Annotated in this window: 10 protein-coding genes and 1 pseudogene; 6 read left to right on the top strand and 5 right to left on the bottom strand. The window is 74.0% G+C overall.

Going from position 1 to position 12,430, the window contains the following annotated elements; genetic code table 11:
• Nucleotides 1-421 precede the first annotated feature (421 nt).
• Complete coding sequence (locus AB2U05_RS05810; RefSeq protein WP_045693167.1) at nucleotides 422-2,059, top strand: M4 family metallopeptidase; 1,638 nt, start codon at nucleotides 422-424, stop codon at nucleotides 2,057-2,059.
• Between the two features lie 154 nt (nucleotides 2,060-2,213).
• Here AB2U05_RS05810 and AB2U05_RS05805 read toward each other — a convergent pair whose 3' ends face one another.
• Nucleotides 2,214-2,654 carry a winged helix-turn-helix transcriptional regulator gene (locus tag AB2U05_RS05805; RefSeq protein ID WP_369182599.1) on the bottom strand — a complete coding sequence of 147 codons (441 nt, stop codon included), beginning with the start codon at nucleotides 2,652-2,654 and terminating at the stop codon, nucleotides 2,214-2,216.
• A 127-nt stretch (nucleotides 2,655-2,781) separates the two neighbouring features.
• Here AB2U05_RS05805 and AB2U05_RS05800 point away from each other — a divergent pair, with 127 nt between their 5' ends.
• On the top strand, nucleotides 2,782-3,462 hold the full coding sequence (locus AB2U05_RS05800) for an NADPH-dependent F420 reductase (RefSeq protein WP_369182598.1): 681 nt from the start codon (nucleotides 2,782-2,784) through the stop codon (nucleotides 3,460-3,462).
• Nucleotides 3,463-3,590: 128 nt separating this feature from the next.
• Here the strand turns inward: AB2U05_RS05800 and AB2U05_RS05795 are convergent, their stop codons facing one another.
• Nucleotides 3,591-4,445, bottom strand: a complete 855-nt coding sequence (locus AB2U05_RS05795) for a MerR family transcriptional regulator (RefSeq protein WP_369182597.1) — start codon at nucleotides 4,443-4,445, stop codon at nucleotides 3,591-3,593.
• 218 nt (nucleotides 4,446-4,663) lie between these two features.
• Between AB2U05_RS05795 and AB2U05_RS05790 the strand changes: the two genes are divergently transcribed.
• From AB2U05_RS05790 to AB2U05_RS05780, 3 genes are read left to right on the top strand one after another with little or no spacing between them, the layout of a single operon-like run.
• A complete protein-coding gene (locus AB2U05_RS05790) occupies nucleotides 4,664-6,334 on the top strand; it encodes a flavin-containing monooxygenase (RefSeq protein WP_369182596.1) in 1,671 nt (556 codons plus the stop codon).
• A complete protein-coding gene (locus tag AB2U05_RS05785; protein WP_369182595.1) occupies nucleotides 6,331-7,347 on the top strand; it encodes an alpha/beta fold hydrolase in 1,017 nt (338 codons plus the stop codon). The genes AB2U05_RS05790 and AB2U05_RS05785 overlap by 4 nt, the downstream gene beginning before the upstream one ends.
• The gene (locus AB2U05_RS05780; protein WP_369182594.1) at nucleotides 7,344-8,261 is read left to right on the top strand and encodes an SDR family oxidoreductase; all 918 of its coding nucleotides are present in this window, start codon (nucleotides 7,344-7,346) and stop codon (nucleotides 8,259-8,261) included. The genes AB2U05_RS05785 and AB2U05_RS05780 overlap by 4 nt, the downstream gene beginning before the upstream one ends.
• Here the strand turns inward: AB2U05_RS05780 and AB2U05_RS05775 are convergent.
• Nucleotides 8,172-8,588 carry a DUF1214 domain-containing protein gene (locus AB2U05_RS05775; protein ID WP_369185904.1) on the bottom strand — a complete coding sequence of 139 codons (417 nt, stop codon included), beginning with the start codon at nucleotides 8,586-8,588 and terminating at the stop codon, nucleotides 8,172-8,174. The genes AB2U05_RS05780 and AB2U05_RS05775 overlap by 90 nt on opposite strands.
• Before the next feature lie 256 nt (nucleotides 8,589-8,844).
• Nucleotides 8,845-9,102: pseudogene (locus tag AB2U05_RS05770) on the bottom strand (DUF1254 domain-containing protein); the annotation flags it as partial.
• A gap of 275 nt (nucleotides 9,103-9,377) precedes the next feature.
• Between AB2U05_RS05770 and AB2U05_RS05765 the strand changes: the two are divergent.
• Nucleotides 9,378-10,739 carry an IPT/TIG domain-containing protein gene (locus AB2U05_RS05765; RefSeq protein WP_369182593.1) on the top strand — a complete coding sequence of 454 codons (1,362 nt, stop codon included), beginning with the start codon at nucleotides 9,378-9,380 and terminating at the stop codon, nucleotides 10,737-10,739.
• Between the two features lie 72 nt (nucleotides 10,740-10,811).
• Here AB2U05_RS05765 and AB2U05_RS05760 read toward each other — a convergent pair whose 3' ends face one another.
• On the bottom strand, nucleotides 10,812-12,257 hold the full coding sequence (locus tag AB2U05_RS05760; RefSeq protein WP_369182592.1) for a PLP-dependent aminotransferase family protein: 1,446 nt from the start codon (nucleotides 12,255-12,257) through the stop codon (nucleotides 10,812-10,814).
• Between the last annotated feature and the right edge of the window lie 173 nt (nucleotides 12,258-12,430).

Genomic DNA, 12,430 nt, shown 5'->3' with positions numbered 1-12,430 from the left:
TCAGGGGCCCGTGTGGAAACTTCTACACGAATGTAAAAGTCGGTCGGGCGCCATCGCCGGCCGCCGATCGAACTCGCGCTCGATCGGCGGCCGGGTGTCGACGCAGGCGGCCGGGCTGGATCGGGCCCGGAGCGTTCGGTGATGCCGGGTGAATCGTCCCGTTTCGTCCGCCACTTGACCCTCTTTACCAACTGGCGGGACCTGGCCAATTCCTGAGGCAGACCTGTCAAAACAGCGGCCGGACTGCCACGCTTCTGGACAACCCCGGCGGTAGCCCCCACCCCCCACCCGACGGTGGCGAGCCGCTCGAACGCGCGGGGTCACTGCACGTCAGCGCCCGTTCCGCCCCACAGGTGCCGACCCCGGCCCCCGGGACGCGGCGTGACCGCGCCCACACGCGGTTTCCCGGAAGGACTCGTACGTGAAGCGAAAGCTCGCGGCTGTCGCCGTCGTCTCGGCCACCGCCCTTCTGACCGGCGTCGTCCAGGTGAGCGTCTCCCAGGCCGCCCCTGCCGCTCCCTCGATCCAGGCCCAGGCCGCCCACCAGCACGCCGCGGTGGTCGCCGTGGCCAACGGCCAGTCCGCCCCGCTCGCCAAGGCGCTGAACCTCGGCGACCAGGAGAAGCTGGTGGCGAAGGACGCCGTGATCGACCAGGACGGCACCCGCCACCTGCGCTTCGAGCGGACCTACGCCGGCCTGCCGGTCCTCGGCGGCGACCTGGTCGTCCACCAGAAGGCGGACGGCGGCGTGAAGTCGGTCGACAAGGCGGCCACCGCCAAGATCGCGCTGCCGAGCCTCACGCCGCGGATCCCGGCCGACCAGGCCGCCGCCGGTGCCGCCGGCGCCGTCAAGGCCACGGTCGGCCAGACCATCGACTCCGACGAGTCCCCGCTGGTCGGCGTGCACCAGACCGGCAAGGCCGAGCTGGTCGTCTGGGCGAACGACAACAACCCGCGCCTGGCCTACCGCACCACCGTCGAGGGCGTCCGCCAGGACGGCACCCCGAGCAGCCAGATCCTGATCACCGACGCGGCCAGCGGCGCGGTCCTCTCCACCCACGAGAAGATCGAGACCGCCGTCGGCACCGGCAACGGCGTCTTCGTCGGCCAGGTCCAGCTGACCACCAACCAGAACGGCTCGCAGTACGAGCTGAAGGACGCCTCCCGCGGCGGCCAGTCCACCAGCGACATGAGCAACGGGACCTCCGGCAGCGGCTCCCTGTTCGCGAACCCGAACAACAGCTTCGGCGACGGCACCGCCGCCAACCGCGAATCCGCCGCCGTGGACGCCCAGTTCGGCGCCGCCACCACCTGGGACTTCTACAAGAACACCTTCGGCCGCAACGGCATCCGCAACGACGGCGTCGGCGCCCTCAGCCGCGTCCACTACGGCTCCAACTACGTGAACGCGTTCTGGAGCGACGACTGCTTCTGCATGTCGTACGGCGACGGCGCCAACAACTCCGCCCCGCTCACCGAGATCGACGTGGCCGGCCACGAGATGAGCCACGGCGTCACCGCCGCGACCGCCGCGCTCAACTACTCGGGCGAGTCCGGCGGCCTCAACGAGGCCACCTCCGACATCATGGGCACGATGGTCGAGTGGTACGCCAACCTCCCCGCCAACCCGCCGAACTACCAGATCGGCGAGCTGATCAACCTGCGCGGCGACGGCAGCCCGCTGCGCTACATGGACCAGCCGAGCAAGGACGGCTCGTCCGCGGACTACTGGGACCCGAACGTCGGCAACCTGGACGTCCACTTCTCGTCAGGCGTCGCCAACCACTTCTTCTACCTGCTGTCCGAGGGCAGCGGCGCGAAGACCATCAACGGGTTCAGCTACAACAGCCCGACGTACGACGGCTCCACGCTCGCCGGCATCGGTCGCGACAAGGCCGCGCAGATCTGGTACAAGGCGCTGACCGCGTACTTCACCTCCACCACCGACTACGCGGGCGCCCGCGCGGCCACCCTCAGCGCGGCGAGTGACCTGTACGGCGCCAACAGCGACGAGTACAACGCGGTCGCCGCCGCCTGGACGGCGGTCAACGTCAACTAGGCCGGGACTGACGCCGGTTCGGGCCCGAGTTGGGCGGGCGCGGACCGGCGGGCTCCCCGACGAGGGGTCCCGCCGAGCCCAGGGTGCGGCTCGGCGGGGCTCCTCCGTTCCCGTTTCGCCCCCGCCCGGTCGGGGCGCGTCGCCGGCGCCGTGGTCAGGCCGACCGGCGAGCCCCGTCGACCCGCTGCCCGTGCTGCTCGGCCTGCTGGTGCCGCCCGTCCCGTCCGTCCTGCTGGTGCCGCTCCTGGGCGGCCAGTACGGCGTCCGCGTGGTCGGCGGCCCACGCGCCGAGCGCGCGGATCGGGCCGAGCAGGGCGGTGCCCGCCTCGGTGAGCGCGTAGTCCACCCGGGGCGGGGCCTCGGCGTAACGCCGGTGCTCGACCAAGCCATTGAACTCCAGCCGGCGCAGCGTCTCGTTGAGCACCTTCGGACTGATCCCGCCGATCCGGGCCAGCAGCGCCCGGGGGCGCATCGGCCCGCGCTCGCCGAGGACGTACACCACCACGCTGTCCCACCGGTTGGCGATCACCTCGAAGGCCAGCCGGGCCCGGCAGTCGGCGGCGAACACGCCGCCGCCCAGATCGTCGCTCTCCATCCCCCCATCCTGCCCGATCCGTTGCGTACCCGGCGGTGTGCAACGGCCGGACTAGCGTCCGGGGCACGGCGGTTCGCCCAGCGGGGCGGGTCCGGCGCAGACGGCTGACGACGGTGGGGAGTGGGACATGCGGACGATACGGATCGGCATCCTCGGGACGGGTGCCATGGCGGCGGCGCTCGGCGGAGCCTGGGTACGGGCCGGGCACGAGGTCACGGTGGGCGGGCGCGACCCCGAGGCGGCCCGGCGGCTCGCCGCCCGGATCGGGGCGACGGGCGGCGGCGACCCGGCTGCGGCGGTTCGGTCCGCCGAGGCGGTGCTGGTCGCGGTGCCGGCCGGGGTGGCGGCGGCGGTGGTCGAGCCGCTGGCGGCCGACCTGGCCGGGCGGGTGCTGCTGGACTGCACCGTGCCGATGGCCCCCGGCCCGGACGGACCGGCCCTGACCACGGCCGGCGGCGGGGACTCCGTCGCCCGCAGGCTCGCTGCGGCGGCCCCGGCCGCCCGGGTGGTGAAGGCGTTCGGCATCTGCCACGAGAGCATCTGGACGATGCCGCGACCGGGTTTCGAGGGCGCGCCGCTCGGCGTCCCCTACTGCGGGGACGATCCGGACGCCGCCGCCCTGGTCGCCGGGCTGGTGGACTCGATGGGGTGCGTGCCCGTGCACTGCGGCGGCCTCGACCGGGCCGCGCTGCTGGAGGCGACGGCGGTCTTCGCGATCGGCGTCTGGCGGGCCGGGGGCGAAGCCCGGCACGTCTTCCCCTCGCCCGCCCTCGCGCCGGGGGCGGTGGACGACGACGAGGAGGAGTAGCGGCCGGGGCCGGGGCGAGGGCGGCGAGCGGATTCCGGCTGACAGCTGACGGCGAACAGATGACAACTGACAGATAACAGCGAACAGATAACAGCTTTCAACATCTGAAAGTTGTTCGCTGTTATCTGTCAGTTGTTTCCTGTCATTTGTTCGCCGCCCGGTCCGTGCTCGCCCTCCGGTCCGTGCTCGCCCTCCGGCCCGTGCTCCCGTCGTTGGCGCAGCAGTTCGTCGTACTCGGCGTGCACCCGGCGGTCCATGGCGAGGGTGAACTGCGCGTCGGCGACGGTGCGGGCCAACGGCCGGACCCGCAGGATGCGTTCGGTGAGCCGGGCGGCCTCGCCGGGGGCGAGCGGGGTGTCGGTGGAGAGCGCGCTGAGCAGGTGCCCGCTGACCACCTCGATGAAGATCTCGGCGATCGCGTCCACGTGCTCGCGGGTGCGCCGGCTGGCGTCGAGCACGGCGGCGAGCGGCACGCCCTCCGCGACGAGTTCGGTGGTGGCGTCCATCAGTCGCCGGCTGACGTGGGTGATCCCGTCGTCGGTGATGGTGATGTAGCCCTGGGCGATGGATTCGGCCGTGTTCTCCTCGGTGAGCTGGTCCCCGAAGGCGGCTTTGAGCTCGTCCCAGTCGAGCCGCACCGGCGTCTCGTCCGACCAGGGGGCGACGATCGCGGCCTCCAGCCCGATGAGTTCGGCGACGTCGCGGCCGCTCTCGCCGGCGCCGATGAGTTCGGTGATCCCGCCGAGGGTGTGGCCGCGGTCGAGCAGTTCGGCGATCATCCGCAGCCGGGCCAGGTGCTCCTCGCCGTACCAGGCGATCCGGCCCTGCTTGCGGGGCGGCTGGAGCAGTTTGCGTTCGCGGTAGAAGCGCAGGGTGCGGGTGGTGATGCCGGCCGCCTCGGCCAGTTCCTCCACCCGGTATTCGCGCCGGTGTTCGCGTCCGCCGTTCTTCTCGTCGCCCGCGGCTGCGCTGACCTTGTCCACGGCGTTCAGCATAGGTGCGCGCGGTCGCGGCTTCGGCGGCTTGGAGAATGGGCTGTCGAACGCGCGCCGGATCCGCACTGCCGTGCTTCTTCCATCCGGTGTCAACAAGGGCTACCCTGCCAACCGTGCCAGTGTTTACTGGCGCGATTGGCGGGGTCCGGTTCCGGGGCAGGCCCGGGAGCGCGCGATCACCGCCCCCACCCTCAGGAGGAGGCCGCATGGCATCCAGCAGCAAGCGCCCCGGCTCCGGCGCGCCCGGCGCGCCCGCTCCCCGCGCGGCCGCTCCCGACGCCTCCGCTCCCGGCGCCCCTGCTGCGGGCGCGCCGGAGCAGGCCGTTCCGCACGTCCGGGTGGCGGTGATCGGATCCGGCTTCGGCGGCCTCGCCGCCGCCGTCCGCCTGCGGCGCGCCGGGATCACCGACTTCGTCGTCCTGGAGCGGGCCGACTCGGTCGGCGGCACCTGGCGCGACAACAGCTACCCCGGCTGCGCCTGCGACGTGCCCTCGCACCTCTACTCCTACTCCTTCGCGCCGAACCCCGAGTGGCCGCGCAGCTTCTCCGGCCAGCCGGACATCCGTGCCTACTTGGAGAAGGTCGCCACCGTCTTCCGCCTGCGCCCGCACCTGCGCTTCAACACCGAGGTGCTGGAGGCCCGTTGGGACAACGAGCGGACCCACTGGCGGATCGCCACCTCGGCCGGCCGGTGGACGGCCGACGCCGTGGTGTCCGCCGCCGGCCCGCTCGCCGACCCGCAGATCCCCGACCTCCCCGGGCTCGACGCCTTCCCCGGCAAGGTGTTCCACTCCTCCCGCTGGGACCACGACTACGACCTGACCGGCAAGCGCGTCGCGATGGTCGGCACCGGCGCGTCCGCCGCCCAGATCATTCCGTCGATCCAGCCGCAGGTCGGCGAACTGACGGTCTTCCAGCGCACCCCCGCCTGGGTCCTGCCACGCCGGGACCGCGAGATCACCAAGCTGGAGAAGTGGCTGCACACCCGGGTGCCCGCCACCACCTCCGTCCGCCGCGGCGCCCTCTTCGCGCTCCGCGAGCTCCAGGTCGACGCCTTCGTGCGCCGCCCCGGCCTGCTGCGCGTCGTCCAGCAGCTCGCCCAGCGCCACCTCACCCAGGCGGTCGCCGACCCGGCGCTGCGCGCCAAGCTCACCCCGGACTACCGGATCGGCTGCAAGCGCATCCTGCTGAGCAACACCTACTACCCGGCGCTCGCCGCACCCAACACCGAGGTCGTCGCGGCCGGCCTGCGCGAGGTGCGCGGCTCCACCCTGGTCGCCTCGGACGGGACCGAGCGCGAGGTGGACGCCATCGTCTTCGGCACCGGCTTCCACGTCACCGACATGCCCATCGGCTCCAAGGTGTTCGGCGTCGACGGGACGAGCCTCGCCGAGGAGTGGAAGGACGGCATGGAGGCGCTGCGCGGCTCGACGGTGCGTGGCTTCCCGAACCTGTTCTTCGTCATCGGCCCCAACACCGGCCTCGGCAACAGCTCGATGATCCTCATGATCGAGTCCCAAGTGAACTACCTGATAGACGCGTTGACCACGCTCGACGCGGTCGGCGCGGCCGCCATGCAGCCCACCGCGCGCGCCCAGCGGCGGTGGAACCTCGAACTGCAGCACCGGATGGACCGCACGGTGTGGACCACCGGCGGCTGCCGTAGCTGGTACCTGGACCCGAACGGCAAGAACACCGTGCTGTGGCCCGGCTCCACCACCTCCTTCCGCCGCGCCACCCGCAAGGTCGATCTCGGCGAGTACGAACTGACGATGCGGCCCGTGCCGGCTCCCGCGTCCGCCGCGGCCTCGGTCGCCGAGTCCGCCGCCGCGGCCGCCCCCTCGTCCGCCGCGTCCGTCGAGGAGGTGTCCGCGTGAGCGCCGCCCGGCTGCCCGCCGACTACGAACCACCCGTTCCCATCGAGGAGTTGAGCGTCCGCTCGGCGGACGGGATCCGGCTGCACGTCGAGGTCCACGGCCGGCCCGGCGCGCCCACCGTGGTGCTGGCGCACGGCTGGACCTGCTCGACCGCCTTCTGGGCCCCGGTGATCCGCCGACTCGCCGACAGCTACCGGGTGGTGGCCTACGACCAGCGCGGCCACGGGCGCAGCGAGGTCCCGCCGAGCCGGGCCCGGTACTCCACCCGGGCGCTCGTCGACGACCTGGCCGCCGTGCTCGCCGCGACCGTTCCGGCGTGGGAGCGGGCCCTCCTCGCGGGCCACAGCATGGGCGGGATGACCATCATGGCCGCCGGCGGCCGCGCCGAGGTCGCCGAGCGCACCGCCGCCGCCGTCCTGGTCTCCACCGGGGCGGGGGAGTTGGTGGCCGAACTCACCGTCCTGCCGCAGGCCGTACGCCCCGCGGGCCTGCGCCGCTTCCTGCACCGGCGGATGCTGCACGCCCGGCTGCCGCTCGGGCCGGTCACGCCGGTGAGCCGGGCCGTGCTCAAGTACACGACCATGGGGCCGGGTTCGCCGGCCGGCCAGGTCGAGGCGACGGCCCGGATCGTGCATGCCTGCCCGGCGGCCGTCCGGGCCAACTGGGCGAGGGTGCTGGACCGCCTGGACGTCCACGCTCCGCTCGCCCGGCTCGCCGCGCCGACCGCGGTCGTCGTCGGCACCGCGGACCGGCTCACCCCGCAGCCGCACGCCCACCGCATCGTCGCCGAACTGGCCGACCCGCAGGGGCTGTTGCTGCTGCCCGGGGTCGGTCACATGGCGCCGCTGGAACGGCCGGCGGAGGTCGCCGCCGAGATCCACCGGATGGCGCTCGCGCACCTGCCGGCGGCCGGCCCCACCGCCGCCGACCCCGCCGACCCCGCGGGCCCCGCGGGCCCCGCCACCGCCGTTCCCGTCTCCGTCCCCGAGGTCGAGAGGACCGCCGCCGCATGAACGCCATCCCGCCGCTGTCCGAGCAGGTCGTCGTCGTCACCGGGGCCGCTCGGGGCGTGGGTGCCTCGCTCGCCCGGAAGCTGGCCCGGCGCGGGGCCAGGGTCGCGCTGCTCGGCCTGGAGCCGGAGGAGCTGAAGGACGTCGCGACGCAGTGCGGCCCGTCCGCCACCAGCTGGGAGGCGGACGTCACCGACCTCGACGCGCTGAGCGACGTCGCCCGGCGGATCAAGGAGCACTACGGGCGGATCGACGCCGTCGTCGCCAACGCCGGGATCGCCATCGGCGGGCCGCTGGCCGACAGCGACCACCGGGCGTTCAGCCGGGTGATCGAGGTCAACCTGCTGGGCAGTGTCGCCACCGCGCGGGTCTTCCTGCCGGCGCTCGCCGAGAGCCGCGGCTACCTGCTGCAGATCGCCTCGCTCGCGGCGCTCACGCCGGCGCCGCTCATGAGCGCGTACTGCGCGAGCAAGTCCGGGGTGGAGGCCTTCGCCCACTCGATCCGCGCCGAGGTCGCCCACCAGGGCGTCAAGGTCGGGGTCGGGTACCTGAGTTGGACCGACACGGACATGGTGCGCGGCGCCGACCAGGACGCGGTGCTGAAGCAGATGCGCAGCCGGCTGCCGTGGCCGGCGAACAAGACGTACCCGCTGGAGCCCGCGGTGGACCGGATCGTCGCCGGGATCGCCCGCCGCTCCGCGCACGTCTACGCCCAGGCCTGGCTGCGCGGCATGCAGCCGGTCCGGTGGATGCTGCCGAGCCTGATCGCGCTGGTGGGCTCCCGCGACGTCGCCAGGCTCGCGCCGCAGCTCGCCGCGACCGCCGCCTCACGGCTGCGCGCGGTCGGCGCGGGCGGCGCCGCGGACACGGCCGCGGACACCGCCGCGCGCGGCGGCCGGAGCGGCCCGGCGCGCTGACGTACGGCGGTGCGGCGCTCGTAGCCGCGCGCGGCCGCGTCTGCCGGGTGTCAGGCGGCTTCGTCGGCCGGGGTCAGGGGCCGGCGGCCAGTCGGCGGGGATCTCGTCGGTGATCGGGGCGTAGAGGCGCAGGGTGACGGTGAACGTGCCGCTGGTGGGGATGGGGAGCCAGTTGGCGGTCTGCAGGTCGGCGTCGGCGGGCGGTTCGGCCTGGACGTAGAGGGTGGTGGCGCCGTCCGGGCCGGCCAGCGGCTCGGCGAAGTGGCCGACGGCGCAGATGTCGTCGGCGTTGGCGACGAGGAAGCTGTCGGAGTCGTCCGCGGTCAGCGATCAGAAGGCTTCCACGGGCGGCAGTTGGCCCTCGGGGAAGGTGAGGGTGTGGGCGATCGGCGCGCCGGTGTCGTCGCTGGCCGAGGCGCTCGCCGTGGGGTAGAGGGCGTCCTTGGGGAGTTGGCGCCGAGCCCGATCGTGGCGACGTAGGCGCGCTGCAGGTAGTCGGTGCCGTAGGTGCCGATGCCGGTGGTGAAGAACGTCCAGCCGTTGACGGGCGGACCGGAACGGCGAGCGGGTCGGTGCTGCTCGGGTCGGCGACGGTGTTCGACCAGGCGTCCATCAGCTGCATGAGCCAGTAGCGCCCCTCGTCCATGACCGGGACTTCGAGCACGATCGGCTCGGCCGCCAGGTCCAGCCACGCCTGGGTGTAGAGGGTGTCGACGTTCGGACGGACCACGTCCTTCGACTCCGGCGTGGGCAGTGTGGAGTGCTGACAGAACTGATTGACCGGTGCCTGCGTCGCGTTGACCTGTTCGGTGTTCGTCTGCAGCCGGCGGGTCAGCTCCATCATGATCAGCGCGTAGCCGAAGACGTAGAGGTCGGTCGCCGCGCCCTGCGGGCCCTGAGCGGAGGTGGTCGGTGAGGTCATGCCATCACCCTTGCCGGTGCCGGGAGTTGGAGCAGCGACGCTAAGGTCCGGCGCCGGGCGGCCGCAGCGACAGAACCAGCCGATGTGAAGGCGTTTCACAAGCGGAACCTTTGATTCCTACCGCCTCGCCCGTCACGGCGGTCACATCCCCGCGCCGGACCGGGACCACCCGTCGTGGCGCGGCCGGATCCCTCATGAAGGACGCTCATGTCCCTTTCCACCCTGGCGCGACGCCGGCCCGCCGCACCGCGGCGCTGCTCACCACGGCGACCACCGCGTTAGGCCTGCTGGCCCTGGCGAGCCCCGCCCGCGCCGACTCCGTCGTGCGGATCGCCGGCCCGGCCGGGCCCGTGCCGGCGAACACCGCCTACACCGTCACCCTCGACGTCCCCAACACCGGCTCCCAGGAGCGCGCCAACGCCACCGTGGTCAACGTCGCGCTGTCCGGCGCCGCCGCCACCGTGACGTCCGCGCACGCCTCCGCCCAGGACTGGGCGTGCGACTTCTCGGCCGGGTCGTCCGGCATGTGCTGGAACCTCGGCAACCTGGTCTCCGCCACGTCGATCACCCTCACCGTCCTGCCGACCGCGGGCGGGACCGTCACCGCCGACGCCGACGCCCGCAACGGCCGCAACGAGCCGGTGGGGAGCGCCGGCCTCGCCACACAGGTCAAGGCCCCCGCACCGGTGGTGACCGGGCTCACGCCCGACCACGGCCCGCTGGCCGGCGGCACCACTGAGACCCTCACCGGCACCCACCCGGCGGGGACGACCGCGGTGGCCTTCGGCTCCGTGCCGGCCACCGGGTTCACGGTCGACAGCGACACCCGGATCACCGCCACCGCCCCCGCCGCGAACGCCGCCGGGAAGGTCGACGTCACCGTCACCACCCCGGCCGGGGCCGCCACCGCCGGTCCGTACACCTACCAGGACCCGGCGGCGACCGGCTCCTACGTCTTCTCCACGACGGCCGACCCCAAGCCGGGCTCGTCGGTGGCGACGGGCACCAAGGTGGCCTACAGCGTGACCGTCGCCCAGAAGGGCGCGGACGAGGCCAAGGGCGCCACCGTGACCGACGACCTGTCGAAGGTGCTGGACGACGCCGCCTACAACGGCGACGTCCAGGCCGCCTCCGGCACCGCCGCGGTCAAGGACGGGAAGCTGACCTGGACCGGCGACCTGCCGGTCGGCGGCAGCGCGACGGTCACGTTCTCCGTGACCGTCAACGGCAACGGCGACCGCCAACTGCACAGCTCTGTCGCCACGTTGGACGGCAAGCGCGGCACCTGCGACAGCGACAGGGGCTGCACGACCGACCACACGGTCGCGGCCGGGAGCACGCCGTCGCCGTCGCCGTCGCCGACGCCGATGCCCACCGCCGGCGGCCAGACGCCCGGCACCCCCGGCCCGTCGACCTCGGCGGGCGCGTCGGCCCCCGCCACCTCGGGGGCGTCGCCCGACGCGCAGGCCCCGGCGGCTGCGGCACCCCCGCAGGCGCCGGGCGCCCTCGCCAGCACCGGCACCACCGTGGGCACCGCGGCGGCGGCGGACAACTGACAGCGAACAGCGAACAGCTGACAGATGTCAGCGAACAGATAACAGATAACAGATGTTGAAAGTTGTCATCTGTTATCTGTCGCCTGTGATCTGTTCGCCGATCCCCGCCGCCTCCGTGCCGGAGCCCGCAGCCTCCGTACCGGAGCCCGCCGCCCCCGTGTCAGCACCCACCGCCGCCGCCTCCGGCCCCGCCGCCGCGATCCGCTCCAGCGTCGCGAGGGCCCGGGCGAGCACCGGCAGAGGCGGGGAGGCCAGCCCGATCCGTACGGCGGGCGGGGAGCGCCGGGGGTCGACCGCGAAGGCGGCCGCCGGGGTGACGGAGATGCCGGCCCGGGCCGCCGCCGCGACGAAGGTCGCCGCCCGCCACGGCGGCGCCAGCCGCCACCACGCGAAGTACGAGCACCGGTCGGCCAGCACCCGCCGCCCGCCGAGCACCTCGCGCGTCAGCTCCAGCCGCGCCGCGGCGTCGGCCCGCTTGGCCGCCGCGACCGCCGCCACCGTGCCGTCCCCGATCCAGCGCACCGCCGCCTCCAGCGCGTAGCCGCTCGGCGTCGACCCGCCCGCGCGCAGCGCCCCGGCGACCCGTTCGCGCAGCGCCGCCGGCACCACCGCGAACCCGACGCTCAGCCCCGCCGCGAGCCGCTTGGACAGGCTGTCGACGAGGACCGTCCGCTCCGGCGCGAGCGCGGCGAACGGCGCGAGGTCCGGGCGCAGGAAGGACCAGATCGCGTCCTCGACCACCGGCAGGTCCAGCCGCCGCACCTGCGCCGCCAGCGCCGCCGCCCGCTCCGGCGGCATGCTCGCCCCGAGCGGGTTGTGCACACGCGGCTGGACGTACAGGGCCCGCAGCGGCGTCGCCCGGTGCGCGGCGGCGACGGCCTCGGGCAGCAGCCCGTCCTCGTCGACGGGCAGCGGCACGAGCCGGATGCTCAGCCGCTCGGCGATCGCCTTGACCACCGGGTACGTCAGCTCCTCGACCCCGAGCCGCTGCCCCGGCGGCACCAGGGCGGCCAGCGCCGCCGCGACGGCCTGGCGCCCGTTGCCCGCGAAGAGCACGGCGTCCTCCGGCGCGTCCCAGTCGGGGCCGCCGACCAGCCCGGCGAAGGCCTGCCGTGCCGCCGCCGTCCCGGCCGCGCCGACCGGCCGCAGCGCCTCGCCGAGCGCGTCCGGCCGCAGCAGCGGCGCGAGCCCGGCGGCGAGCAGCGCGGACTGCTCGGGGACGGACGGGTAGCTGAGCTCCAGGTCGACGGGCGCGGCGCCCGGTTCGGCGAGCGCGACCTGCCCGCCGCCGGCCGCGTCGCCCGCACCGCCGCCGGCCCGGACGAAGGTGCCGCGCCCGACCTCGCCGGTGGTCAGTCCGCGCCGGACCAGTTCGCGGTAGACGCGCGTCGCGGTGGAGGCGGCGATGCCCCGGCGGCGGGCGAAGTCGCGCTGGGTGGGCAGTTGTTGGCCGGGCCGCAGTCGCCCGGCCGTGATGTCGGCGGCGATCTGGTCGGCGATCGCGCGGTAGTCGTCCACGGCCGGTCGGTCCCTCCGGGCTGTCGCTGCTGTCGCTGCTGTCGCTGCTGTCGCAGCTGTCGCAGCTGTGCGGTGCTGTGCCCTGTTGCTCTCTGCTGTTCGCTGCCTTTGGCTGCCGCCCCGGATTGCACCGAGTGCAAAGTCATCATTGCATCGAGCAGGCGGCCCGCCCT

The sequence above is a fragment of the Streptomyces sp. Y1 genome (assembly GCF_041053115.1).
In the GTDB taxonomy this organism is placed as follows: domain Bacteria; phylum Actinomycetota; class Actinomycetes; order Streptomycetales; family Streptomycetaceae; genus Kitasatospora; species Kitasatospora rubellomurina.
This window is presented reverse-complemented; position numbering and strand designations above follow the sequence as displayed.